A 21,875-nucleotide genomic window follows, 5' to 3' on the forward strand; every position below is an offset into this window, starting at 1 on the left:
TCCCAACTTCAGCGGGAACAATTTGGCAGCGGCAACATAGCGCAAGCCTGAAGGTGAGGAAGCTGACCTTCAAGGTCTTGCGTTATGTTTTTTGATGCAACGCATTAGTGCAAGCTGATGCACGCAAAAGAAAAACGCCCAAACTGCAAGAGCTTGGGCGTTACTGAATTGCGAAGCTGATTTTACTGACCTTCTTCCTTCTTCTTCTTCTTGCCTTTCTTCTTCTCAGCTTTCTTCTCCGCAGAATCCGCTACGACGGAGACCTTGTCGGACTTCGGAGCCGTAGCTTTCGAAGCTGAAGTAGCGGCAAACAGCAAAAGAGACCCCATTAGAACAGCGAAAAGAATGCGTTTCATTTTTTTCTCCTGATTGGTTTAAGTTCTGAGAGAGCTGTTGCAGTTTTTTGCAACGGCGCAAAATTTAACTTTCCGCAGACAAAATGTGCAAATGCATTTGCGATATTTGGTCATGCAACTAACTGGCATCGGGCTGTGGTGGCTGGTATCAGCACAGGCATCAATTGGTCTGCATGCACAATCTTTGCCAGCTCCGTCACCTGTGGCATACTTAGCCCGACCAACGGCAAAGACGCAAGCAGCAGTCTTAGTAGTGCATGACAATTTCGGTGTAGATGCGTGGATACGCTCACTATGCGATTCGCTAGCGCAGGCAGGGTTTTTAGCGGCAGCTGTCGATTTGTATCGTGGCAGAGTGCCAGAAGACTTTATGGAAGCACACGAACTCGAGCGTGCTTTGCCAGAAAAAGACGCGCAGCAACGAGTGGTGGACGCTGCAAACTACCTCAGAAATGTCGAGAAAGTGCGGCGAATTGGGCTTTTGGGTATTGCAATAGGTGGCTCGATTGCGCTGGAAGTACTTGCATGTCAAGGCATAGAGTTTCAAGCCTGCGTTGTAAATTACGCTGCGCTGCCAACTGCTGATAGCCTCATAAAACCAATCACATGCCCACTTATGCTGCATGTGGGCGAACGGGACATCGGCATTGACCGTGCAAGCGTGGCACAATTCACATCAAAGATGCAGGGATTCCAGAAAAGCGTGGAGCTTTGCTCTTATCCTAAGGCGGGCTTCGGATTCTTGCGACCAACCGCCGAAGGCTTCCGCCCAAATGACGCTACACTGGCGTGGCAACGCACTGTGTTATTTTTCAAAAAACATCTCTTTTAACCACCAATCTATCATCTACCACAATGAAGACACTTATCCTGCTTGCTTTGCTTGTTCATACAGCGATGCCTCTGCAAGCCAAAATTGTCACGAAGACCGTAACCTATAAGTCAGGCGATGAAGATGTCTCGGCTTACCTTGCGATGCCAGAGGCAAAAGGCAAATATCCAGCAGTGATAATGATTCACGAATGGTGGGGACTGAACGACTGGATTAAGGATATGGCAAATGCGCTAGCCAGCGAAGGGTATGTGGTCTTGGCAGTTGACCTCTATCGTGGCAAGGTGGCAACAAAGCCAGATGAAGCAGGGGCATTGATGAGCGGGCTGCCCAAAGACCGTGCTGCCAGAGATTTGAAGAGTGCTTATGCCTACCTGCAAACTCTGCCCGAGGTAAATACAGCAAAAATTGGCTCAATTGGGTGGTGTATGGGTGGCTCTTACTCGCTGCTCGCTGCGCGAGAACTGGGCGAAAAACTGGCGGCGTGCGTCATCAACTACGGTCGCCTAAGTAGCGACAAAAATGAGCTGGCGACGGTCAAAGCCAGTGTGCTTGGTATCTTCGGCGGTCAAGACCGTGGCATTCCTATTGAGAGCGTGCGTGCATTTGAAACCGCATTGAAAGAACTGGGCAGGAGCGTCGAAATCAAAATCTATGATGACTCAGGGCACGCCTTTATGAATCCCAACAACACGCGCGGCTACAACAAAGCCAATGCAGAAGACGCTTGGCGGCGCACATTAGAATTTTTCAAGAAAACCCTAAAAGGATAATGACCTCGGAGGACGGCATTAGAAAGCAGGCGCAGGAAAAATTTGACCAGAAAACTAAACCGCAAGGCTCTCTTGGCAGATTGGAAGAGCTGGGTGTGCAGCTAGCAGCCGTGCAAAATACCCTCACGCCCCGTGCCAAGCGCAAGCGAATGCTGGTCTTTGCAGCCAGTCACGGCATTGCAGATGAAGGGGTAAGTGCTTACCCAAAGGAAGTCACAGCCCAAATGACCTTGAATTTTCTGCAAGGCGGAGCCGCCATCAATGTGCTGGCAAGGCTGGGTGGAATAGATGTGCGTGTTATCAACGCAGGGGTTGAGGGAGAGTTCTCTACAGTAAGTGCGCCGAACTTTCGCAACGCGCCAATCCGACAAGGCACGCGCAATTTTCTCTATCAGCCCGCAATGACCAAAGAAGAGTGCCAACGGGCACTTGAATTGGGCAAAAGCGAAGTGGAGCAGGCAAAAAGTGAGGGCATAGAGCTATTAGGCATTGGCGAGATGGGCATTGGCAATACCACAGCCGCTTCAGCACTCTGTGCAGCCTTGCTACCTATTCCGACTGAATACTTGGTGGGGCGTGGCACAGGTATTGATGATGAACGATGGGCGCACAAGGTGCAAGTAGTAAAAGCAGCGATAGCGTTGCACCAACCGAGTTGCATCACGCCAGAAGACTGGCTAGCAGCCGTCGGCGGCTACGAAATTGCGGCGATGACGGGCGCAATCCTTGCTGCTTTTGAACAGCAAATTGCGATGGTGGTCGATGGATTTATCGCAACAGCGGCAGCACTGGTCGCAGTTAAGAAAAACCCTGCAGTGAAGTCCGTTTGCTTTTTCGGGCATTGTTCTGATGAAGCAGGGCATCGCTGGGTGCTCTCGCATCTTGGCGTTGAGCCAATTTTGTCCCTAAAGATGCGCTTAGGTGAAGGCACAGGCGCAGCGCTGGCCATGCACATCATTGAAGCAGCGGCAAACCTGCTGACTGAGATGGCAACTTTTGAATCAGCCGGAGTCTCACAGAAAACAGAAGTGCCGAAGACTAAGCACGCTGCTCTCTCCTGAGCATCGCACCTATCTCCGCTCGCAGAGACGCTATCCATGCGACGCCCAATCTGATGAGAGCGTGATTTTTGATTTGAAATTTCAGAGCGTAAATTTGCGGCTCTAATAAAAACGAGAGAAACTTTAAGGTATGGCAAAAAAGGAAGCAAAGACTGCTGCAACCAAGAAGAAAGTGGAGCTTGGCTTTAAGGCTGTGAAGCTCGTCTATTCCACCAAATCACCGAAAACGGGGCACTGGCGATTTTCCGAAAAGCTGGTGAAAATTCCCAGCGGACAGGACGACATAAAGTTTTTGGAGCAGGAAATTAAGAAAGCGTAAAATGTGTTTCCCTTTTGGCTTCTCTTTTTGCAGGAAGCCAAATTTTTTGAGCAAAGCTAAAATGCAAGCTGTTTGCAAAACGGAACACTGCAAATGAAAAGCATTCGCCTTGGGATATTGAGCCTCGATATGGTAGGCTTCTCGGCTTCGGCAGCCTGCGCCATTCACTGTGCAGCGATGCCTTTTCTGGTAACCAGCTTGCCGATGTTGGGGCTTGGGTTTTTAGCTAGTCCACTGGTTGAGCAGCTCTGCATCGTCTTTGGCTTGGTGGTCGGGGTCTTAGCACTGAGGCACGGCTTTCGGCATCACCACAACGCCACGGCTATCCTGATTCTCACCATCGGGTTTGCTGCCATTTTTGTAGCGCACTCTGGCTGGGTCGGTGAAGAGCTGGAGGAAGTGGTAACACCAGTTGGCGCATCGGTCGTGGCACTGGCACACTTAGTAAATTGGCGGCTGAGCCGAAATGCTTGCCAAAGTGAAAACTGCGGACACACTGCTTAATTTTTTTTGAATATTTTTGAAATGCAAATCGTTTGCAGAAAAGGTGTCGCTCTTGTGGTGTATTCAGCTATTGTTGCAAGTGCATTTGCAGAGCCTGCGTGGGCGCAAACAGCAGTGCTTTACGGCACAGTGCGCGACCGTGAAACAGGCGAGCCACTTCCCTCTGCTACAGTGAAGGTGCAGGGCACAGCTCTCTGCACAAAAACCGATGCACAAGGCAAATATCGCTTAGAAGGCGTGCCCATCGGCAGGCTTGAGCTGCAAGCAAGTTTCGTTGGATACAAGCCAGAGACCATCTGGCTGCAGCGAACTGGTGCGGCGCAAGAAGTCAATTTCGCCCTGGAGCCGCACGAAGTAGAGAAAGCAGAAGTGGAGGTTCAATCGGAGCGAGAGCGGGCAGTGCTGCAGGCTGCTACTCAGTCAATTGCAACGATGAGTGCCGCTGACTTGGACAAACATCGTGGGCAGACATTAGGTGAGACGCTCAGTCAGTTGCCGGGCGTAACCATCTTGCAAACTGGCCCCTCTATTGCAAAGCCCGTTGTGCGTGGGTTGCACAGTCAGCGCGTGCTAGTAATAAATGCGGGTGTGCGTCAGGAAGGGCAGCAGTGGGGAGCAGAGCACGCACCAGAGATTGACCCTTTTGCCGTGGCGAAAATTGAAGTGCTAAAAGGTGCGGCTAGCGTCGAGTACGGTGCTGATGCAATTGGCGGTGTAGTTCGCTTGGAGCCACGGTTGCTACCGACTGAAGCCAGTCCCAAAGGTGAACTGACACTCAACCTCTTTAGCAACAACGCTCAAGGGGCATTGTCGGGACTTTTGGAGGGCAAATTAGGCGAGCAGATTGGTTGGCGTGTGCAAGCAAGTTGGCGTCGAGCAGGTGATGCAGCAGCACCAAGTTACTTCCTCACCAATACTGGCTTTACTGAACTCAATTTTTCAGCACACGCTGGTTACACAGGTGATTGGGGAGAACTCACAGCGTATTACAGCCGCTTTTCCACTGAACTGGGGATTTTGAAAAGTGCGCACATTGGTAATGTAACTGACCTTGTGCGCAGTATGCAACGCTTGCAGCCCACTATCACCGACCCATTTTCATTTGCAATTGATTTTCCTCGTCAGCGCATTTCGCATGACTTGGTGTCGCTGCGGGCAAACCTGCAAATGGCGACGCTGGGCAAAGTGCAACTAGCATATGGCTACCAGCAAAATATCCGTCAGGAATTTGATGCCCACGTGCCGATTGGCACTGACCCCAGCCGCCGTGAGGTGCCGGCCTTTGACCTCACGCTCTTTACGCACACTGCTGAAGCACGCTTTCAGCACAGTCCGATTGGCAAGCTTTTAGGCACAATCGGTGTGGCACTAACGGCACAGTCGAACCACAACTTGGGACGTGCGGCATTGATTCCAAACTTTGCGGCCACAACCCTTGGCGGTTTCTGGCGAGAAGAATGGGTGCAGGACAATTGGACGCTAAGCGCAGGCGTGCGATACGATGTGCGCTGGCAGTCGGCTTCGCCCTACGGCAGCAGCCGAATTGCGCAGCAACTGGCACGGGGCGAAATTCCAAACCAGCAGATGTTCCAAACCATAACGGGGGCACTGGGAGCAATCTGGCAGTTTGCCAAAGAGTGGTCACTGGCCGTGAATGTAGCGACAGCGTGGCGACCGCCCAGCATCAATGAGCTGTACAGCGACGGGGTGCATCATGGCACAGCACAATACGAAATTGGCAATCCGCGCCTTGATGTCGAGCGCAGCTTAGGCATTGATGCGACCTTGCGCCACTTCGGCATGCGCACACGCCTCGAGCTTTCTTTCTACCAAAACACAATCCTGAGCTTCATCTACCTCTTTCCACGCGTTGAGCCGATTATCACCATTCGAGGGGCGTTTCCAGCATTTGAGTATCAGCAAGCGAATGCCACGCTGCATGGCGTTGATGGCTTTTTTGAGTGGAAAGTGGCTGAGCATGTAGAGCTGTATGCCTCGCTTGCGCTGGTACGGGGCTGGAACGACAGACAGAATGAACCACTGATTGGGATGCCGTCAGATAGGCTCACGCTGGGCACTCACCTCGACTTACCGGAACTGGCTGGACTGGAAAAGCCTTACCTCGAGATAAGCACAACACTCGTGCGACGGCAAGACTGGTATCCAAAGTTAGAGATGCCAGCGGAGTTGCCGCCTGCAGTCTCTGACCCAGAAGCCTATCAATTTTATGTGCAAAATCTCACTGCACCGCCAGCAGGCTATGGGCTACTGAATCTAACGCTCGGCACAGAGTTTTCGCTGTGGGGACAACGTGCTGCGCTAATTGTCTCCGTGCATAACGCTCTTGACCAGCGCTACCGCAACTATCTCAGCCGCTATCGCTACTTCGCAGATGACCCCGGCAGAAATGTGATTGTGCGCTGGCAAGTCGCGTTTGGAGAGTTTCGCTAAAAATTTTCATTAACCTAAACAGTGGAGGACAATGACTTACACAAAACTGCGAATCGTTCGCAACTCAAGCTTAACCTTGCTGCTCTTGGCGTTGCTAGCACTAACCAGCTGCCGCCGCACCGATAACCCCGCTGATGCAAGAGAGCAGGAGAAAATCACAACGCTCAAACTAAAACTGACGCCGACCACAGGCGGTGCACCAGTAGAAGCCACTTGGCGCGACCTTGATGGGCCAGGAGGCAATCCGCCGACGATTACGCCACTAAACTTGCGTGCAGGGGTAACCTACAACGGCGAAGTGGAAGTCAAGGACGAGTCTAAAAACCCGGCAGAAGACAAGACCGAAGAGATTGAAGAAGAGGGTGATGAGCATCTCTTTATCTACACCGTTGGTGGCAATGCAGCAGGGCGGCTCATCATCACTCGCACCGATAGGGATAGAAACGGACTGGAAATTGGTCTGAAATATCGGGCACAAGTTACTGCAGGCGGTGCGACTGATGGCACCTTGCGCGTGGTGCTCTATCACTATTCTGGCTCTGTGCGCAAAACCGCTGCCTATTCACCCAGCAACGAAATTGACATTGACGCTACATTTCGTGTAAATATCGCTGCACAGTAAAAAGTGGAATTCTCGCAGAGGGGCAGTCTCCCCCGTCCTGCCTCTATGCAAAAAACGTGAGCAAGCATCAAGCTGACTACTGTCACCCAACAGGGGCGTAATAGTGAGGGAACATCATAGCCATCTCTGCAACAGGCCACTTACAGGCGGGAAAGGAATGCAGGCAATTATTAAATTTGCTGCAAAAACGGTTCACCGCTTAGAATGTCAGAACAACCAACCACCGTCATCACGGGTGCTGCAGGGTTCTTAGGCTCACACCTTTGCGACCGCTTTCTCCAAGAAGGACATCGAGTGATTGGTATTGATAACTTCATTACAGGCAGCCCTGACAACATTGCACATCTGTTTGGCAACCCAAACTTCAAGTTTATTCGCCACGATGTCTCAAATTTTATTTATGTGGAGGGACGAGTCGATAACGTCCTGCACTTTGCCTCGCCTGCTAGCCCAGTTGATTATGTCAAAATCCCGATTCAAACGCTAAAAGTTGGCTCGCTAGGCACGCATAACACGCTGGGCTTGGCTAAGGCTAAAAAAGCACGCTACATGCTGGCTTCGACATCTGAAGTCTATGGCGACCCGCTCGAGCACCCGCAAAAAGAAACTTACTGGGGGCATGTCAATCCAATCGGCATACGCGGTTGCTACGACGAAGCCAAGCGCTTTGCCGAAGCGATGACAATGGCCTATCACCGCCATCACGGCTTGGACACACGCATTCTACGCATCTTTAACACCTACGGGGAACGAATGCGCTTGGATGATGGACGCGCATTACCGTCGTTTGTGAGTTCCGCCATCAAAGGCGAACCGATGACCGTGTTTGGCGATGGTTCACAGACAAGAAGTTTCTGCTATGTCTCTGACCTCGTGGAAGGCGTCTGGCGACTCTTGCACACCGAGATTTACGAGCCTGTAAACATTGGTAACCCGAGTGAGATTACGATTTTGGATTTTGCAAAGGAAGTGCAAGCGATTGTGCGTGAGCTAACTGGTAAGGAAGTTCCAATTACATTTAAGCCATTGCCAGCCGACGACCCCAGGCAACGCCGCCCTGACATTACCCGTGCGCGTGAAGTCTTAGGATGGGAGCCAAAAGTAGACCGCGCCGAAGGCTTGCGCCGCACGATTACATACTTCCTAAAACAAGCTGGGCAGCTTCCTGACTGAAAATGCTCGCACGCTTGCGCTCAAATGGCTTTCCTATTCTTCGGATTGGACTCTATGTCCTCATTGCCGTTGCAATTTTGCTCGAAGCAATCAAGCCCATTCATCGCGGCAAAGACTTGGGCGTGTTTATTCATGCCGCACGCCTGATGTTGGAGAAGAAAAACATCTACCAAATTCCAACGCCCGAAGGACACCCATACAAGTATCCGCCGTTTTATGCCGTGCTACACATTCCGCTGGTATTTGTGCCCGTAGAACTGGCTGTCGTGGCTTGGAATGTCTTTACTGTGGTGCTCTTTTCGCTCTCGCTCCGCTGGTTTTACGAATACCTGACTGGCGAGACCTTTTCTACGCTTCCTCTGAAGCAACAGTGGATATTAGGCACGCTGACCACGTTGCTATGTGCGCGCTTTGTGCTCTATCATCTGACACTGGCGCAAGCGAACATTCCCGTTATGGCGCTTAGCATTTGGGCACTGCGATGCCTGCGTCAAAACAAAGCCATCGCAGGGGGCTTCTGGCTGGGTCTGGCAATTGCAATCAAGCTACTTGTGGCGCCACTGGCTTTCTGGCTACTTTTGCAGCGCAGGGTGCGTGCGCTCGGGGGAGTCATGCTTGGCGTCGCTGCATCCGTGCTCTTCCCGACGATTGTGTTGGGCGTGGAAACCAATGTGGCCTATCACCGCGATTGGCTACAAGATTTCTTCTTCGGCAAACTTCACCGCTTGGAAGAGTGGACAGATGTAACAAATGTCTCGCCTCATGTGCAGCTCTATCGCTGGTTTAGTGATGCAGTGGCGTTTGAACATAACGGAAACCCTGTGCGCCTGACGCTCTGGCACATCTCGCCAGAGATGCTGCAACTGGCGAGTGCGCTGCTCACGCTTGCACTGCTCAGCATCATACCGTTGTATGCCTTCTGTTTTCGCAATTATAGCGCGCTTGTAAGGGAAGGGGGTGGGGCGGCACTGGTTTTTGCCTTGATTCCACTGCTGGCAAGCATCTCACAAAAGCACTATTTCGTTCTGCTCATGCCCAGTTGCCTCTATGCTGCCTACCTTTGGCATCTTCGGCGCTTGCAGAGCCGCAGGTTTTACTGGCTTGTGGCGCTATTTTTTGCAACCACGACACTCACTGCCGATGGCTTTTGCGGAATGTATCTCAGCCAATTGCTGACGGGACATGGTATCCTCCCTTTCGGCGTTCTACTGATGATTGCTGCACTGTTTTGCGCAGGCTTTGATTTGGAGAAAACGCTGCACGCTGCCCGAAGTGGCAACGGAGAAAGTAACTTGCAGCGTGCGATGGTCGCTTCAAGCTTAATTGCCACCACAAAAAAACCAACTGCACAATGATTTTGCTCGATGGCAAAAAAATCTCAGACGAGATTAAGTCTGAGCTTGCGCAGCAAATTGCGGCGCTGCGTGCGCAAACGGGTGAGGTGCCTGGATTAGCAGTGATCTTAGTGGGTGAAAATCCTGCTTCACAGATTTATGTGCGCAACAAAGCAAAGGCATGCGCTGAGGTCGGGATTCGCTCTACGGTCATTGAACTGCCGGAGCATATTTCGCAGGCAGAGCTTTTGGAGAAAATTGCAGCACTAAACGCCGATGCGTCGGTGCATGGCATTTTGGTGCAGCAGCCTTTGCCTAAGCAGATTGATGACTTTGCTGTAACGCTAGCGATTGCACCCCACAAGGATGTGGACGGCTTTCACCCAGAAAATGTAGGGCGACTGGTAATTGGTCGTCTCGAGGATTGCTTTGTGAGCTGCACGCCTTTCGGGGTGTTGGAACTTTTGAGGCGATACCGAATTGAAACGGCAGGCAAGCACTGTGTGGTTTTAGGGCGCAGCAATATCGTTGGCAAGCCAATGGCAAACCTGATGCTACAGAAATTGGAGGGAATGAACGCAACGGTTACCGTTTGCCACTCGGCTTCGCACGATATTCCATCGCTGACTAAGCAAGCAGACATCTTGATTGCGGCAATTGGCAAGGCGCACTTTGTGAAGGCAGAAATGGTGAAAGCAGGAGCCGTCGTGATTGACGTGGGTATTAACCGCATTGCCGATTCGACAACCAAGTCAGGCACACGCATTGTAGGTGATGTAGATTTTGATGCCGTCTCAAAGGTTGCTTCAGCGATTACGCCTGTGCCCGGCGGCGTTGGCCCAATGACGATTGCTATGCTGTTGCAGAACACCGTGAAATCCTTTTTGCGCATGATGCAAAAGTCATAAGAAATCGGCACAGAGATGCACTGAAAGTGCGCTCGAGCGCTCTGACCTACATCTCAACACAAACTGACAATGCGACACAAGACCTTTCTTTTCACTACAATTGCATGTGCGTGGCTGCTGAGCCTGCTCCACTTCTATGGCTGTGGAGGGTCAAGCTCCCAGCCTATGCGTCCGAAAATTGGCTATGTGCTCATGGTGCGAGATGCCACGCTGGAAGAAGCCCGTCGCGGTTTCTTTGATGCCTTGCGCGACTCTGGCTTTGAGCAGGGAAAAACGCTCGAGGTAATTGACCAGAATGCTGAGGGCGACATTGCAAATCTCAATCAAATTCTGGACTACTTTTTAGCGCAACGCGTGATGCTCATTGCCACAAATCCGACTGTTGCAACCGTTGCCGCCGTGAGCAAAACGCAAACTGTGCCAATTTGTATGATGGTCTCACCGCGCCCTGACTTAGCGGCGCTTTCAAAGTCGCCAAGCGAAGCGCCTAAGAATCTGTTTGGCGTCTATGAAACCCTAAGCTACATTGATACCAGCATCGCCCTCATCAAAGATGTGTTCCCAAATGCCAAGCGTATCGGCACGATTTTTAACACCAGTGAGCCAAACTCGGTCAATGCAATGAACCGACTGCGCGCAATGTGCAACCTCTTGGGGTATGAGCTAATTGAAGCAGGTATCACGAACTCAAACGAATCCCAGCAAGCCGCACAGAATTTGCTGTCCAAAAACATCGATGTGTTTTTTGCCTTGCCAGACAACATTATTTTCTCCAGCTTCGAGACCATCAAGCAAACACTGGACAGCAAGCGTGTGCCAATTGTGACCTCTGAAGTTGGACTGGTAAAGCGGGGAGCACTCTTTGCCTACGGAGCAGATATGTATGAATGGGGTCGGCAGGCAGGTCAAATTGCAGTTCGCATTCTTAGGGGCGAATCAGGACGGCTGGAAGAGGTGCGCGTGCGCAAACGCGTCTTCAATGCCCGCATTGCCGAAACCTTCAATCTCCCTATTCCAGAAAGCTTTCAGCGGCTCTGATTCGCACTCGAGTAGCCGAACTTGTGCTGCAAGGCGCGCACCACAGGCGGCGGCACAAAATCAGAAACATCACCGCCCAAGCTTGCAACTTCCCGAATGATGGAGGAAGTAAGGTAAGTGTATTTTTCATTCGGCATCAAAAATACGGTGGTAATCTCTGGACAGAGATGGCGATTCATTAGCGCAATTTGAAACTCATACTCAAAATCTGCAACCTGACGCAAGCCGCGAATAATAGCGTGGGCACCTTTTTTTCGTGCATAGTCAATAAGCAACCCGCCCTCGAATTTCTCCACATACACACGCTCATAGTTTGCAACGGATTCCTGTATCATCGCAAGGCGTTCATCAAGCGTAAAGAGCGTTTTTTTCTGGCTATTGACAGCTACAACAATGCTAACCTCATCAAAGATGCTGAGTGCACGCTCCAGCACGTCAATATGCCCGAAAGTAAATGGGTCAAAAGTGCCCGGATAGATTGCGTGTTTCATCTCGACTGGCTTTCTTGGCGCCGATGGGCACGCTCTCTTTTAGTGTGCTGCAGGCGCTGGTTTATCGTTCGGAGAAAAGAAACTCAAGACGGTCGTGCCGAATGTTTTTTGCAGTTCAAACTCACGGTGCATTGCAAATTGCTGGCTCCGATGATGCTCCAAAACAAGATAGCCGCCTTCTCGGAGTAAGTTGCGTGAAAAAATTTTCTCGAGCAAACGGTGATGCGCACTGAATTTGTAAGGCGGATCTGCAAAGATGAGGTCGTACTGCTCAGTGGTCTTGTCCAAAAAATGCATTGCGTCAATACGCCAAACTTTGGCTTGTGCACTAAGTGAGAAGGCAGCCAAAGATTGCTGAATGGCTCTGGCGGCTTCAGGGAGATGCTCGACAAAGGTGCAAAATGCAGCGCCACGGCTAAGGGCTTCTATACCCAAAATACCACTGCCAGCAAAGAGGTCGAGTACATAGAGATTCTCAAAATCAATGCGAGCGGCTAAGGTGTCAAAAAGGGTTTGCCGCACTCGGTCGGTTGTGGGACGCACATCTTGAGAACTGATGGTGCGAACAGTGCGCCGCTTCAATTTGCCTGCAATGATTCGCATCGTCGCAAAGTGAGAAGTTGTGCCGCACCTGTCTCCAAAAAATAGGCTCAGAAAGTTATGCAGACTTCAAAAATCGCCGAATTGCGTAGGTGGCAATTCCAGCAAGGCTTTTTCTGCCAGTTCCTTTGAAGGTGGCTTGCCATGCCAATTGCTACCGTCAGGCATTGTGCCTTCAAAGAAAGAGACCCCCTTGCCCATTGTGGTTTTTGCCAAAATCACAACTGGCTTACCATGCCCACATTGGGCTTGTGCAGCTTTGACAGTATCAATCACGCTGGCCATAGAATTACCGTCGCAATGAAACACATGCCAGCCGAAGGCTTCCCACTTGTCTGCAAACGGTTCGATATTCATCACTTTGCTCACTTCGCCATCAATCTGCTGATTGTTCCAATCCACAATACCGATGAGGTTATCAACCTTGTGATGGGCGGCAAACATGGCCGCTTCCCAGATTTGCCCTTCTTGGCACTCGCCATCACCCATTAGGCAATAGACAAGGTATGGGTTTTTGTCCAAGCGAAAGGCCAGTGCAGCACCCACAGCGACGGAAAGCCCTTGCCCCAGCGAGCCAGAGGCTACGCGAATGCCGGGCAAGTGCGTATCGGTGGCAGGGTGTCCTTGCAAGCGAGAGTTGATTTTGCGAAATGTAGCAAGCTCAGAGAGGGGAAAGTAGCCAGCGCGTGCCAACGCTGCATACCAAATCGGTGAAATGTGTCCGTTGGAGAGGAACAGAAAGTCTTGGTCTTTGCCGCTCCAAAAAGTCTCGGGATTGTGGCGCAAAAGATGAAAGTAAAGCGCGGTGAAAACGTCGGCCATACCCAGTGAACCGCCTGTATGACCTGACTGCGCCATAGCCAGCATTCGCACCACATCACGACGGAGTTGGCGGGCCAGTTCTTCCAGTTCTTCAAGGGTGTTGAGGCGGGAGACAGTTCTGCCTTTTGAAGGCTGCAAGGCAGGCGGGTCTATGACAGCTATCATCTTTGCTGGTGTATTTGAATTGTTGGTCTCGAAAACTGCTATAAAAAGGAAACAAAAATTTACCCAAAGCGTTGGTGATGCGCTTCACCGTAGCAAGCCTCACTCTGACAGCGCCAAGCAAAAAGGGGAGAAAAAGCCGACGAGACTGGCACTCACTTTGCAAGTTCTCTTCCGGCATTGCGAAGATACCAGTATCCTTTGTATCGCACAAAGAGCACATCTCTGCCTTTGCGTTCAAAATAGGCACAACTGAATTCATCGTTCCACTCTGGACTGCGTCCCTTAACTTCTTGCAGCGCCGCTTGGAGTGCTGGCGCATTCATCTTGAACTGTGCTATCAGCGCTTCAAACGAAACCTTAGAAAGCGTCTGGTCTACATCAGGTGGGTAAAAATAGCGTGCAATGAGGGTGTGGTAGTCTTCGGATTTCAGCAGAGCTAACATTGAGTCAATTGTAGCTTTAACTTCCTGTTCTGCTTCAAGCCTTGCCTTGTGTGCAAGAGCCGCATCACGCTGCTTTACTGGATACTGCGCCACGGCCGACTTGGCGAAAGTGGCAAGTAAAGCGAAGAGTATTGCATAGCTCTGCGGTGTGTGCATCTTCAAGTTGCTATCCACCTTTGAAGGCTTCTTTCATTACATCACGGTGTGCGAGCAAGATAAGTCCTGAGAGAAAAATGATAAAAGGTAAGGCTTCGACTGGCTCAAAGAGTGGCACAATGAGCACAACAGAGACTGTGGCAGCAATGTTGCAGAAGTGTAGTTTTCGTGAGTATAGCCACGCCAGCACCCAGACAACAAGCCAAGCAATAAGCATAGATTTCATAAAGAGCAACGTGGCACCTGCAGCCGTCGCTAAACCACGCCCCCCTTTGAAGCCAAGCCAGATGCTGTAGCAATGCCCTAGCACGGCAAAGAAGGTTGCCCACATCTTAGGGGCCAGTGCCTCTTTGCCCGATAATCCCGTGCTAAAATAAGCGTCTGCTAGTAACACTACGGCGACGCCTTTCAGCGCATCTAAGACGCCCACCGTAATACCAATCGCTTTCGAGCCAGTGACATCGTAGCTGTTCATCGCACCCACGTTGCCTGTGCCCAGTGTTCGAATGTCTTTGCCCGTCAAGGCTTTGAGAATCAAAAACGCAAAGGGAATAGAGCCGATAAGGTATGACAAAGCAGCTAAGAGAAATGCATCCCACATATCGGTATTCAGCGTAACGGTGTCTTGTGCGAAACGGTTTTTGCTTTTCTCACCCAGCGATAAATCAAAAAGCCAATAAGCGCAAAAACTACGACGGTAAGGAGCGTGCCATAAGTCGTGATATAGTCGCCTAGTGTCTCCCAATTGTCGCCCAGAAGGTAACCGCCGAAAACCAGCAAGATGTTCCAGCTGACGGCACTGATGGCAGCGCAAAGGTGCGTCAGCAGTGGATTGAGGCGCGAAAACCCAGCGGAAATGGAGATAATGGAGCGTGAGCCAGTTAGGAATCGATTCGCAAGAATAAGTCCGTAGCCATACTTTGCAAATCGTGTGCGAATCTCGGGTAAGTGCTCAGCAGGAAAGAATCGCTGCACAAGCCGTGCAATGCGTGAATTGAGTTTAGCATTCGGCTCACCGTGAAAGCGCAAGGAAACCCAGTATCCGATGCCATACATAGTAGCAAAACCCAACACCGACCCCGCACTTGCCCACATGACGCAAGCAGCAAATGAAAGGTCAGTATGCGGCACGAGTGTGCCAACAAACGCAACCGGCATATCGCCCGGAATAGGTGGTACGACATTTTCCAGATACGCAATCGTAAAGAGCGAAAGATATATGGCGCTGCTGTCCAGTGTTTTGATAAGTGTGATGATGTCTTCAAGCATAATAGTGTGCGATTAATCTCAGCCCAAAAGTCGTCGTCTCACTTCTTGATAGGCTTCCTCGACTTTGCCTAAGTCGAATCGGAAGCGGTCTTTGTCGAGTTTTTCGCCCGTCTGGGCGTCCCAGAGACGGCAGGTGTCGGGGCTAATTTCATCACCGAGCAAAATCTCTGTTCTGCCATCGAGCGTGTGGAATCGCCCAAACTCTAACTTGAAGTCCACAAGTTTCAAATCTTTTTGTAGAAATAAGTCTTGTAGCACCGCATTGACCTTTGATGCCAGCTGGCGGAGCTTTTCAAGCTCTTCGCGTGAGGCAAGTCCCAGCACAGCCGCATGGTCATCATTGAGTAGTGGGTCACCCAGTGCGTCGTTTTTGAAGTAGAACTCGATAATTGGCGTTGGCAATTCATCACCTTCTTTGAAACCGTAGCGCTTGACCAGCGAACCGGCCGCAATGTTGCGCGTGACGACCTCAATTTTGATAATCTCCAGCTTTTTGCAGAGCATGTCTCGCTCTGAGAGCTTGCTGACAAAATGCGTTGGAATGCCAAAATCAGTCAGGTATGAGAAAAGAAAACACGAAAGTTCATTATTGACGATGCCTTTGCCCGCAATCGTGCCGCGCTTTTCGGCATTAAATGCTGTTGCATCGTCTTTGAACTCCTGAATAATGAGCGAGGGATTTGAGGTCGCATAAACCTTTTTGGCTTTGCCTTCGTAGAGCAATTCTTTTTTGGCAATGTGAGCAAGTGTGGTCATAGTGGTTTGTGCTTTAACTATGGGCTTCAAACTTATAGATTCATCTAAGATAATCCAATCCGCTGCGCAGGTGCGGCGGAAGCGGTGCGTAAGGTTGTGCTGCGGCGACCGTCTTTGCTACTGGGAAGGTAAGCGTATCACATCAAGCATTACTGCTTCGCTTTTCAGTAAGCGTAGTGTATTTTGGATAGTAGGTTTCTCCCACCGAGTGTGCAAACGACGCTGAGAATGGAATTCTACGAGCGAATCAAGCAGGCGCTTGTGGCGCTGTCGAACCTCTCGAATGCATCACTCCGCCAACATCTTTTGGGAGCGCTGTGGGAGACGCTCCGCTCGCATCATAGTGTTCCGATGACGGCTGGCGAGGAAGCCACCTTTCTTTACTTCGGTCATGCCGATACGGTGCACTGGCACGGCGACTTCAACCAGTGGGGCGGACAAAAGGGTATGGTCACCGAAGGCAAGCGACTGGGTAAATCAGACCTCTGGCTTTTGGAAAAGGTGTTTCCGGCTGATGCAAGGCTGGATTACAAAATTGTGCTCAATCACCGTGAATGGCTCTTGGACCCTGCCAATCCGTATCGGTGCAAAAGTGGCTTCGGCTACAGCTCAGAGCTGCGAATGCCACGCTATGTGTATCCCATATCCAGTTTGCGCCGACCTGATGTGCCAAGAGGCACAATGAGCGAGACGCTGCGCTTGCAAAGTCGCCATTTGGGCTATGCGGTGGCAATTCAAGTTTATCTTCCTTTTGGCTATGAGCGACTAAGTCGCCTGCCGGCTCTGTATGTAACCGATGGGCACGAATACGCTGATGATGAAATGGGGGCACTATGCACCACACTCGATAACCTGATTTACGACAAGCGCCTTGAACCTGTAGTGGCTGTCTTCATTGACCCGCGCAATCCTGACAACCCGAATGAAAACCGACGGCTTGAAGAGTATCCAGCAAATCCCAAGTTTCTAAAATTTGTAACCAAAGAGGTTGTGCCGCTAATTGACGCACTGTTCAATACAGATGCAAAGGCTTCAGCACGTGCTTTTATTGGCACATCGTTTGGCGGTTTGTGTGCAGCCTATGTAGGCATCAAAGCGCCAGATGTGTTCCAGCAAATTGGGGTGCAATCGCCTTCATTTTGGAAATATCCAGAGATTTTCGAACTCTATGAAAAGTCGCCCCGTTTGCCGCTTAGGATTTACATCAGCTCTGGCACCATTCACGACACTGCGTTGCGAGCACGCCAGATGCACGATGTGCTTACACGCAAGGGCTATGAGCACTTTTACCGTGAGACCAATGAGAGCCACTCTTGGGGCACATGGCGCGGAACACTGGAGGAAATGATGCTCTACTTTTTTGGCAAGCCTACTTCTACGCAAGTGCTCAGACCGCGTCCTGAAAATGACACCAATTTCAAGCTCTCCGCAATGCCCGCCATAACCCAGATTCATTACACACTTGCCCAGCGAGAAAAAGTAACCATTCAGCTCTATGACCTTTCTGGAAAGGAACTCGGTCGGCTTGCGTGCAAAGCGCAAAAGCGAGGGCACCACACCGTTGACTTACCCAAGCTTGATGCGGGGCTTTACTTTTATCGCCTGCAAATCGGGGCAATGTGCAAAACGCAGCTCTTCAAAGTGACATGACACTTTGAGAAAGAAAGGTGCTGGCTGTGCAAACTAATCAGGGAACATTTCCTTGATGCGGCTTTCTACGGCTTCGTGTTTGGCGCGTCCTTCTTTGTAGCCCATTGCAGCGTAAAACTCTGCGTCATAGTTACGCGTGCGAATCACAACGGGCATTGGCAAGGCATGCCCAAGTATCAAGGCTTGCTGGCGAGTGTCGAGGCTGGCAAGAATGTTGCGCATCCCACCAGCATTGCTCACACCGCTGAGCGCTGCGTTGATGTCTTTTTCATCCGAAAGCGCTGCGATGATTTTTGTGCCAATCTGGCTCAGAATTTCATCGTCAATGCCAGACGGGCGCTGGTCGACCAGCAAAAGTGAGACATAATACTTGCGAAGTTCTCGAGCAATTTTGCCAAATGAAGTCTGTGAAGCGGCACGTGGATTTAGAAACTTATGCGCTTCTTCAACAGCGATAACAAGTTGCTTGGGTTTATCCAGTTTGTTCTGGGTGCGCAAAAAGGTATCGGTTGCGTCTTTGTAGGCTTCCTCTACACGGCGTGTGATCACATTGGCGACAAGCAAGTAGCTAATCATATCTTCATACTTACCGAACTCTACCACGACACTCACGCCGCGGCGCAAATCGCTAATGAGGTCATCAATGATATTAAGCTTGCCTGCTTGTGGCTCAAAGTCTAAGAATTTGCACTGCGTGCGCAGCCTTTCCATACGTCGCCAGAGCGCTTGCATGGAGGAGTAGAGCAAGTTTTTTCGGTCTGCAAACTGCATAGCTTGCTCAGGGTCGTCCATCAGGCGCATAAATTCACCAAGCCAATTTGCACCGAAGGCTTGTTTAAGAATGCTGGTGTATTCTGCAGCAGTCGGATTGAGGCGCAGCTCTTCTTGAAGAAGCAAAATGTCTTCTGGCTCGATTTGGTCAATGCCGAGCCGGACTTCGCGGTCGCAATGTGCGCCACGTCGGCGCGTGCCTTCAGGGTCAAGCGAGTAAATCTTAACCTTGCCACGCGACGCAAAGAGCGGCTGCAACCCTTTAACCGACGACTGTCCCTCGCCTTCAAATGTGCCCTTTGTGCCATATTCATTGTGCATATCAAAAACCAGTGCAACTGCAGCATCAGTTTTGATAAGTCCAGCAAGCAACAGGCGTGTGATGAAGGTTTTGCCTGTTCCTGTGCGACCAAAGACAGCGCTGCTGCGCTCAGCAAAGCGCTCCATATCCAAGCAAACAGGCTGCTTCATATCGAGCGGCGTGCCAATGAAGAAATACTTGCGCCCTTGCGCTGCATTCTGTGACTCCGATCCAAACACAAGCGCAATATCGTCATCAGTGGCTTCAGCTACAGAAGCAAAGTGAGATGGAATCGTTTTCACTGGCTCCAAAATGGCAGGACGAGCGTGCTTGTCGCACATCAGCATTGGACGCAGCGACACAACCGTATAAGCCAATGAGCCTGAGACAACCTGCCGAATAAGGTCATGCTGAAAGTCTGGCGGATTGGAAAGCAGACTATCGTTGCTGGCAGCAAGGCGAATGTCGGTAATGATGGAAAAGAAGTCATACTGCCTGCCTTCCACAACTAAAAACTTCCCTGCTTTGATGCTCTCGAGAGGCACATGCTCCAAGAGCTTCATTTCCAATCCTTCCAGCAAAGAACCACGAATAACTTTGCCCAGTATGGTTCTATCCATTGTTCCTTCACTCCATAGTTATTTTTTCTTCAACCTTGTCGCTTTCGCCTTTGATGCGCTCTGTTTCTGCTTAGTAGCGGCTGCTGATTTGGTCGATTGCTTAACTTGGCGCTTCGCTAAGGTAGATTTTGCACTGGCTTTTGTGCGGGCTGCTGGAGCTGCTTTCTTCTTAGCTGATGCAGTGCGTTTTGAGGACGGTGAAGCAACTTTGCCTGAGGAAGCCTTGACGGCTTTTTTCGCGGTTTTCTTCTTTGCTTGTGCTGCAGCTGATTGTCTAGCAGCCAATTTCTTAGAAGCGGCGCGTGATGCTTTGGCAGTCGCAGGTGTAGCGGGAGGCAATTCCTTAGAACGCCCGTTGATAATTTCTTCGGTAAGTGCCTCAGCAAGAGCACGCGCTTCTTGCTCTTCCTCATGCTCTGGTGCAGGCTTCTGCTGATGTGATTGCTGCACATACCGCACAAACGCAGCGTGTAGCTCATGCGCCAATTCTTTGTCGTCACTTTCTAACGCTTGAAAGTAGTGCTGCGCCATTCCAATTCCAGTGTCCAGCACTGTGCCTGACTCATAGACAGCGCCCATCTCAACATTTACAATCCAAACATCATACTTTGGCTCACTGTCCTCATCGTTCTCATAGACTTGATAAAACTCACAGTGCGCAATGCCTGCTTCACCTTCAGTTATGAACATGTCTTCAATGGACTTCGGCGCCTTGCCAAACCACTTCGGATAGGCATCGAAGAGTTGCGCACGCTGCACTTCGGAGAGTTCTTCAAGGTTATCGGGGGTAACGTCGAGCTTCTTTTCAAATCTAAGCATAGCGAAAAATGGTTGGTTGCTGCACCGTCGCCATATAGGTGCAGAGGAATTTAGCCGAAAGAAAATACATCTTAGCTAAATCATTTCGCAAAGTATCGCCTGCTTGAAGGCAGCGGTGTTTCAAACCCTCGGAGCGTGCTGCCTACCCGACCCTTCTGCAGCTTAAAAAATCGTCCAAAACGACTACTGAGCTACTCAAAACGGCTGCAGTAAAGGCGGAAGGCAGTGTAACTTGCTCCTGCAACTCATAAACCTTTTGGGAGTGCAAGTATGAAGTGCGATGTAGCAGTTATTGGCGGAGGGCCGGGCGGCGCAACGGCAGCAAACGAGCTGGCTAAAGCAGGCGTTGATGTCGTGTTGATTGAGCGCAACCTTAACAATGCAAAACCTTGCGGGGGCGCAATTCCACTGGGCTTAATTGAGGAGTTTGAGATTCCAGATGAGCTGGTGGAGCGCAAGGTAACACAAATGGCGGTGCGCTCGCCGAAAGGACGCATCATTGAAATGTCAATGCCAAACGGGTATGTCGGAATGGTGCGCCGTGAGCGATTTGATAAGTTCTTGCGGGAGCGCGCGGCACAGTCGGGTGCCGAACTGCTCGAAGCGAAAATGCAGAGCGTAAAAGCAGTAGGAGACGGCTACACCATTTCAGTCGATGCAACCGGTCAAGGCATCTCGCAAATTCAGGCGAAGTTTGTGCTCGGTGCCGACGGAGCAAACTCCAAAACCGCACACGACCTGTCTTTTCCACCCAATGAATTCAAAGCAGTCGCTCTTCAGCAGCGCTTCCACTATGCGCCTGAGCTGGCGCGATACCAAAATCTGGTGGAGATTTGGTTCGATGGAGAAGTCTCACCCGATTTTTATGCGTGGGTGTTTCCAAAAGCCGACCATATTGCCGTAGGCACAGGCACTGAAGATACACGTGGCAACATCAAACAACTGCAAAAACGCTTCCGCGAAAAGCTCCAGCTTCACATGGAGCCTTACTATGAAGAAGCGGCTAAAATTCCAATGCATCCACGCAAGCTCTTTGCGCGTGACACTGTCGCACTCATCGGCGATGCAGCAGGACTGGTAACCCCCTCTAACGGCGAAGGCATTTTCTTTGCGATGAAAAGCGGTAAGATGGCGGCTCACACTTTGCTGGATATTCTTGCCAAAAGAGAGCAATCTCTCTCGAGATACGAGAAAACCTTCCGTAGAACTTATTTCACGATATATGCAGGCTTAGCTCTCCTGCAATGGGTGTATTATCGCAACGACCGCTTGCGCGAAAGTTTCGTAGCAATCTGCGAAGACAAGCACGTGCAGCAAATTACCTTCGACTCTTATCTCTACAAGAAAATGGTGCCAGCCCCGCTTTGGGTGCAGGCCAAAATCACGGCAAAAAATCTCTACCACCTTGTGCGGGGGCACTAAGCCACGCTTGTGTGTGCAGCAGAAGTGCTCCTTCCCCTTGATTCTACAATTTCGCAGTGCAGCAGGGCAAGAGGGGTGGTAGCGCAAAGAGACGATTGCACTCCACCTGCTTGCTCAGGTGCACAGCGTCAAGGCTCTGAGCGACCGCTGTGTGTGTGGTCGTTTAGTGCTGCATTGTCGGTCTGTCTCAGCTATGGCTGGCTCCACCTTTTCAAACCC

24 protein-coding genes are annotated in these 21,875 nt (G+C 50.8%); 13 read left to right on the forward strand and 11 right to left on the reverse strand.

Annotation, left to right across the window (positions count from 1 at the left end; genetic code table 11):
* Positions 1-182 precede the first annotated feature (182 nt).
* Positions 183-356 carry a hypothetical protein gene (locus tag NZM05_03435; GenBank protein MCS7012672.1) on the reverse strand — a complete coding sequence of 58 codons (174 nt, stop codon included), beginning with the start codon at positions 354-356 and terminating at the stop codon, positions 183-185.
* Between the two features lie 91 nt (positions 357-447).
* On the opposite strand from NZM05_03435, the gene NZM05_03440 reads away from it, so the two are divergent.
* The 11 genes from NZM05_03440 to NZM05_03490 all read left to right on the forward strand — a co-directional run bounded on the left by NZM05_03440 (position 448) and on the right by NZM05_03490 (position 11,371).
* Positions 448-1,188, forward strand: a complete 741-nt coding sequence (locus tag NZM05_03440) for a dienelactone hydrolase family protein (protein MCS7012673.1) — start codon at positions 448-450, stop codon at positions 1,186-1,188.
* 23 nt (positions 1,189-1,211) lie between these two features.
* Positions 1,212-1,961 (forward strand): dienelactone hydrolase family protein, encoded by a 750-nt coding sequence (locus NZM05_03445; GenBank protein ID MCS7012674.1) that lies wholly within the window; start codon positions 1,212-1,214, stop codon positions 1,959-1,961.
* Positions 1,961-3,022 (forward strand): nicotinate-nucleotide--dimethylbenzimidazole phosphoribosyltransferase, encoded by a 1,062-nt coding sequence (cobT, locus tag NZM05_03450; protein MCS7012675.1) that lies wholly within the window; start codon positions 1,961-1,963, stop codon positions 3,020-3,022. The genes NZM05_03445 and cobT overlap by 1 nt, the downstream gene beginning before the upstream one ends.
* 130 nt (positions 3,023-3,152) lie before the next feature.
* The gene (locus NZM05_03455; GenBank protein MCS7012676.1) at positions 3,153-3,341 is read left to right on the forward strand and encodes a hypothetical protein; all 189 of its coding nucleotides are present in this window, start codon (positions 3,153-3,155) and stop codon (positions 3,339-3,341) included.
* 93 nt (positions 3,342-3,434) lie between these two features.
* Entirely contained in the window at positions 3,435-3,845 is a 411-nt protein-coding gene (locus tag NZM05_03460; GenBank protein ID MCS7012677.1) for a MerC domain-containing protein, read from the forward strand.
* 21 nt (positions 3,846-3,866) lie between these two features.
* Positions 3,867-6,296: a TonB-dependent receptor gene (locus NZM05_03465; protein MCS7012678.1), complete on the forward strand. Its 2,430-nt coding sequence runs from the start codon at positions 3,867-3,869 to the stop codon at positions 6,294-6,296.
* A gap of 31 nt (positions 6,297-6,327) precedes the next feature.
* Positions 6,328-6,918, forward strand: a complete 591-nt coding sequence (locus NZM05_03470) for a hypothetical protein (protein MCS7012679.1) — start codon at positions 6,328-6,330, stop codon at positions 6,916-6,918.
* Between the two features lie 204 nt (positions 6,919-7,122).
* Complete coding sequence (locus tag NZM05_03475; GenBank protein MCS7012680.1) at positions 7,123-8,091, forward strand: SDR family oxidoreductase; 969 nt, start codon at positions 7,123-7,125, stop codon at positions 8,089-8,091.
* A gap of 2 nt (positions 8,092-8,093) precedes the next feature.
* Positions 8,094-9,446, forward strand: a complete 1,353-nt coding sequence (locus tag NZM05_03480; GenBank protein MCS7012681.1) for a DUF2029 domain-containing protein — start codon at positions 8,094-8,096, stop codon at positions 9,444-9,446.
* Positions 9,443-10,333, forward strand: coding sequence for a bifunctional methylenetetrahydrofolate dehydrogenase/methenyltetrahydrofolate cyclohydrolase FolD (folD, locus tag NZM05_03485; GenBank protein ID MCS7012682.1), 891 nt, complete (start codon positions 9,443-9,445; stop codon positions 10,331-10,333). Before NZM05_03480 ends, folD begins: the two co-directional genes overlap by 4 nt.
* A gap of 69 nt (positions 10,334-10,402) precedes the next feature.
* Positions 10,403-11,371 carry an ABC transporter substrate-binding protein gene (locus tag NZM05_03490; protein MCS7012683.1) on the forward strand — a complete coding sequence of 323 codons (969 nt, stop codon included), beginning with the start codon at positions 10,403-10,405 and terminating at the stop codon, positions 11,369-11,371.
* On the opposite strand, the gene coaD is transcribed toward NZM05_03490, so the two are convergent.
* From coaD to NZM05_03525, 7 genes are all read right to left on the reverse strand, one after another.
* Entirely contained in the window at positions 11,359-11,862 is a 504-nt protein-coding gene (gene coaD / locus NZM05_03495) for a pantetheine-phosphate adenylyltransferase (GenBank protein MCS7012684.1), read from the reverse strand. The genes NZM05_03490 and coaD overlap by 13 nt on opposite strands.
* 39 nt (positions 11,863-11,901) lie before the next feature.
* Entirely contained in the window at positions 11,902-12,465 is a 564-nt protein-coding gene (rsmD, locus tag NZM05_03500) for a 16S rRNA (guanine(966)-N(2))-methyltransferase RsmD (protein ID MCS7012685.1), read from the reverse strand.
* A 66-nt stretch (positions 12,466-12,531) separates the two neighbouring features.
* Entirely contained in the window at positions 12,532-13,449 is a 918-nt protein-coding gene (locus NZM05_03505; protein MCS7012686.1) for a transketolase, read from the reverse strand.
* 152 nt (positions 13,450-13,601) lie between these two features.
* On the reverse strand, positions 13,602-14,048 hold the full coding sequence (locus NZM05_03510; protein MCS7012687.1) for a hypothetical protein: 447 nt from the start codon (positions 14,046-14,048) through the stop codon (positions 13,602-13,604).
* 10 nt (positions 14,049-14,058) lie between these two features.
* Positions 14,059-14,649 carry a glycerol-3-phosphate acyltransferase gene (locus NZM05_03515; protein MCS7012688.1) on the reverse strand — a complete coding sequence of 197 codons (591 nt, stop codon included), beginning with the start codon at positions 14,647-14,649 and terminating at the stop codon, positions 14,059-14,061.
* Positions 14,650-14,657: 8 nt separating this feature from the next.
* Positions 14,658-15,317, reverse strand: a complete 660-nt coding sequence (locus NZM05_03520; protein MCS7012689.1) for a DedA family protein — start codon at positions 15,315-15,317, stop codon at positions 14,658-14,660.
* An 18-nt stretch (positions 15,318-15,335) separates the two neighbouring features.
* On the reverse strand, positions 15,336-16,055 hold the full coding sequence (locus NZM05_03525; protein ID MCS7012690.1) for a phosphoribosylaminoimidazolesuccinocarboxamide synthase: 720 nt from the start codon (positions 16,053-16,055) through the stop codon (positions 15,336-15,338).
* A gap of 228 nt (positions 16,056-16,283) precedes the next feature.
* Between NZM05_03525 and NZM05_03530 the strand changes: the two genes are divergently transcribed.
* A complete protein-coding gene (locus tag NZM05_03530) occupies positions 16,284-17,723 on the forward strand; it encodes an alpha/beta hydrolase-fold protein (protein MCS7012691.1) in 1,440 nt (479 codons plus the stop codon).
* 33 nt (positions 17,724-17,756) lie between these two features.
* Here NZM05_03530 and NZM05_03535 read toward each other — a convergent pair whose 3' ends face one another.
* From NZM05_03535 to NZM05_03545, 3 genes are read right to left on the reverse strand one after another with little or no spacing between them, the layout of a single operon-like run.
* Positions 17,757-19,415 (reverse strand): ATP-binding protein, encoded by a 1,659-nt coding sequence (locus tag NZM05_03535; GenBank protein ID MCS7012692.1) that lies wholly within the window; start codon positions 19,413-19,415, stop codon positions 17,757-17,759.
* Positions 19,416-19,433: 18 nt separating this feature from the next.
* Complete coding sequence (locus NZM05_03540; protein ID MCS7012693.1) at positions 19,434-20,234, reverse strand: hypothetical protein; 801 nt, start codon at positions 20,232-20,234, stop codon at positions 19,434-19,436.
* Complete coding sequence (locus tag NZM05_03545) at positions 20,227-20,358, reverse strand: hypothetical protein (GenBank protein ID MCS7012694.1); 132 nt, start codon at positions 20,356-20,358, stop codon at positions 20,227-20,229. The genes NZM05_03540 and NZM05_03545 overlap by 8 nt, the downstream gene beginning before the upstream one ends.
* A gap of 146 nt (positions 20,359-20,504) precedes the next feature.
* On the opposite strand from NZM05_03545, the gene NZM05_03550 reads away from it, so the two are divergent.
* Positions 20,505-21,656, forward strand: coding sequence for a geranylgeranyl diphosphate reductase (locus tag NZM05_03550; protein ID MCS7012695.1), 1,152 nt, complete (start codon positions 20,505-20,507; stop codon positions 21,654-21,656).
* The last annotated feature ends 219 nt before the right edge of the window (positions 21,657-21,875 follow it).

This window comes from Chloroherpetonaceae bacterium (genome assembly GCA_025056565.1).
Taxonomy (GTDB): domain Bacteria; phylum Bacteroidota; class Chlorobiia; order Chlorobiales; family Thermochlorobacteraceae; genus Thermochlorobacter.

What these genes read in the sequence shown, in the direction of transcription:
- NZM05_03435 (MCS7012672.1), bottom strand. Translation starts at nt 356, where the DNA reads ATGAAACGCATTCTTTTCGCTGTTCTAATGGGGTCTCTTTTGCTGTTT.
- NZM05_03440 (MCS7012673.1), top strand. Translation starts at nt 448, where the DNA reads ATGCATTTGCGATATTTGGTCATGCAACTAACTGGCATCGGGCTGTGG.
- NZM05_03445 (MCS7012674.1), top strand. Translation starts at nt 1,212, where the DNA reads ATGAAGACACTTATCCTGCTTGCTTTGCTTGTTCATACAGCGATGCCT.
- cobT (MCS7012675.1), top strand. Translation starts at nt 1,961, where the DNA reads ATGACCTCGGAGGACGGCATTAGAAAGCAGGCGCAGGAAAAATTTGAC.
- NZM05_03455 (MCS7012676.1), top strand. Translation starts at nt 3,153, where the DNA reads ATGGCAAAAAAGGAAGCAAAGACTGCTGCAACCAAGAAGAAAGTGGAG.
- NZM05_03460 (MCS7012677.1), top strand. Translation starts at nt 3,435, where the DNA reads ATGAAAAGCATTCGCCTTGGGATATTGAGCCTCGATATGGTAGGCTTC.
- NZM05_03465 (MCS7012678.1), top strand. Translation starts at nt 3,867, where the DNA reads ATGCAAATCGTTTGCAGAAAAGGTGTCGCTCTTGTGGTGTATTCAGCT.
- NZM05_03470 (MCS7012679.1), top strand. Translation starts at nt 6,328, where the DNA reads ATGACTTACACAAAACTGCGAATCGTTCGCAACTCAAGCTTAACCTTG.
- NZM05_03475 (MCS7012680.1), top strand. Translation starts at nt 7,123, where the DNA reads ATGTCAGAACAACCAACCACCGTCATCACGGGTGCTGCAGGGTTCTTA.
- NZM05_03480 (MCS7012681.1), top strand. Translation starts at nt 8,094, where the DNA reads ATGCTCGCACGCTTGCGCTCAAATGGCTTTCCTATTCTTCGGATTGGA.
- folD (MCS7012682.1), top strand. Translation starts at nt 9,443, where the DNA reads ATGATTTTGCTCGATGGCAAAAAAATCTCAGACGAGATTAAGTCTGAG.
- NZM05_03490 (MCS7012683.1), top strand. Translation starts at nt 10,403, where the DNA reads ATGCGACACAAGACCTTTCTTTTCACTACAATTGCATGTGCGTGGCTG.
- coaD (MCS7012684.1), bottom strand. Translation starts at nt 11,862, where the DNA reads ATGAAACACGCAATCTATCCGGGCACTTTTGACCCATTTACTTTCGGG.
- rsmD (MCS7012685.1), bottom strand. Translation starts at nt 12,465, where the DNA reads ATGCGAATCATTGCAGGCAAATTGAAGCGGCGCACTGTTCGCACCATC.
- NZM05_03505 (MCS7012686.1), bottom strand. Translation starts at nt 13,449, where the DNA reads ATGATAGCTGTCATAGACCCGCCTGCCTTGCAGCCTTCAAAAGGCAGA.
- NZM05_03510 (MCS7012687.1), bottom strand. Translation starts at nt 14,048, where the DNA reads ATGCACACACCGCAGAGCTATGCAATACTCTTCGCTTTACTTGCCACT.
- NZM05_03515 (MCS7012688.1), bottom strand. Translation starts at nt 14,649, where the DNA reads ATGTGGGATGCATTTCTCTTAGCTGCTTTGTCATACCTTATCGGCTCT.
- NZM05_03520 (MCS7012689.1), bottom strand. Translation starts at nt 15,317, where the DNA reads ATGCTTGAAGACATCATCACACTTATCAAAACACTGGACAGCAGCGCC.
- NZM05_03535 (MCS7012692.1), bottom strand. Translation starts at nt 19,415, where the DNA reads ATGGATAGAACCATACTGGGCAAAGTTATTCGTGGTTCTTTGCTGGAA.
- NZM05_03540 (MCS7012693.1), bottom strand. Translation starts at nt 20,234, where the DNA reads ATGCTTAGATTTGAAAAGAAGCTCGACGTTACCCCCGATAACCTTGAA.
- NZM05_03550 (MCS7012695.1), top strand. Translation starts at nt 20,505, where the DNA reads ATGAAGTGCGATGTAGCAGTTATTGGCGGAGGGCCGGGCGGCGCAACG.